The sequence below is a fragment of the Cupriavidus sp. 21MJTG02-4 genome (genome assembly GCF_057798975.1).
Map to the genome: position 1 here is coordinate 1 of NZ_JBYOJP010000055.1, position 1013 is coordinate 1013.

At 57.0% G+C, this 1013-nt stretch carries 1 protein-coding gene, 3 tRNA genes and 1 rRNA gene; all 5 read right to left on the bottom strand.

The window, feature by feature from the left end:
- The coding region (locus AC3FKH_RS34440) for a GTP-binding protein (RefSeq protein ID WP_488680160.1) at positions 1-223 on the bottom strand (223 nt) is incomplete at its 3' end.
- Between the two features lie 43 nt (positions 224-266).
- Positions 267-341 (bottom strand) — tRNA-Thr (locus AC3FKH_RS34445).
- Between the two features lie 40 nt (positions 342-381).
- Positions 382-455 (bottom strand) — tRNA-Gly (locus AC3FKH_RS34450).
- A 50-nt stretch (positions 456-505) separates the two neighbouring features.
- Positions 506-591, bottom strand: a tRNA-Tyr gene (locus tag AC3FKH_RS34455).
- Positions 592-913: 322 nt separating this feature from the next.
- Positions 914-1013: ribosomal RNA gene (gene rrf, locus AC3FKH_RS34460) — 5S ribosomal RNA — on the bottom strand; the annotation flags it as partial.

Below are 1013 nucleotides of genomic sequence, written 5' to 3' on the forward strand. Positions count from 1 at the left end.
GGTTGGCCGTTTCGTACTCGACGTGGGCGGTATTGATGGTAATACCGCGTGCCTTTTCTTCCGGCGCTGCGTCGATTTCGTCGTACTTCTTGGCGGCACCGCCAAACTTCGCTGCCAGCACCGTGGCGATCGCTGCGGTCAGCGTGGTCTTGCCATGGTCAACGTGACCAATCGTACCAACGTTCACGTGCGGCTTGGTCCGCTCGAACTTTTCCTTTGCCATTTCACGACTCCTGTGTCGGCAGCGATATTGCCAGTGCGGTATTTGGTGCCCATGGGCAGGATCGAACTGCCGACCTCTCCCTTACCAAGGGAGTGCTCTACCACTGAGCCACATGGGCAAAACTAGAAGTACTACTTGTCGACAGCAACCACGCGATTTGGAGCGGGTGAAGGGAATCGAACCCTCGTCATAAGCTTGGAAGGCTTCTGCTCTACCATTGAGCTACACCCGCCTGGTTCTTTTTGCTTCACCGGCCTGGTAGCCGGTCACTGTCTTGCATTCTGGTGGAGAGGGCTGGATTCGAACCAGCGTAGGCGTAAGCCAACAGATTTACAGTCTGCCCCCTTTAGCCACTCGGGCACCTCTCCGCAGAGAACTATCGATTATGGGACCTCTCGCCTTGCCTGTCAAGCACTTTCCGTTGCGGAATGCATCGACCGGACCATCGAGCTGGCCACTGCCTGGCGATCTGACGCTGGCTGTAGCAACCCACAAACACAGTTTGAATTTCTGCGTTCTCACCCTATAGGGAGACGCATATCGACGCTCTGGAGGCCCGTAGAAGGCTTCGGGGTGGGTTCCAGAGCGCCAAAGAGGCGTTGAGCCCGCCACCAGGCGGCGCTATCTGGAAGGCCACCAAAGCAAAAACCCCTCGCAGCACATGCTGTCGAGGGGTTTTGCATTGTAAGAGCCTGGCGATGACCTACTTTCACACGGGTAATCCGCACTATCATCGGCGCGGAGTCGTTTCACGGACCTGTTCGGGATGGGAAGGGGTGGTTCCAACTCG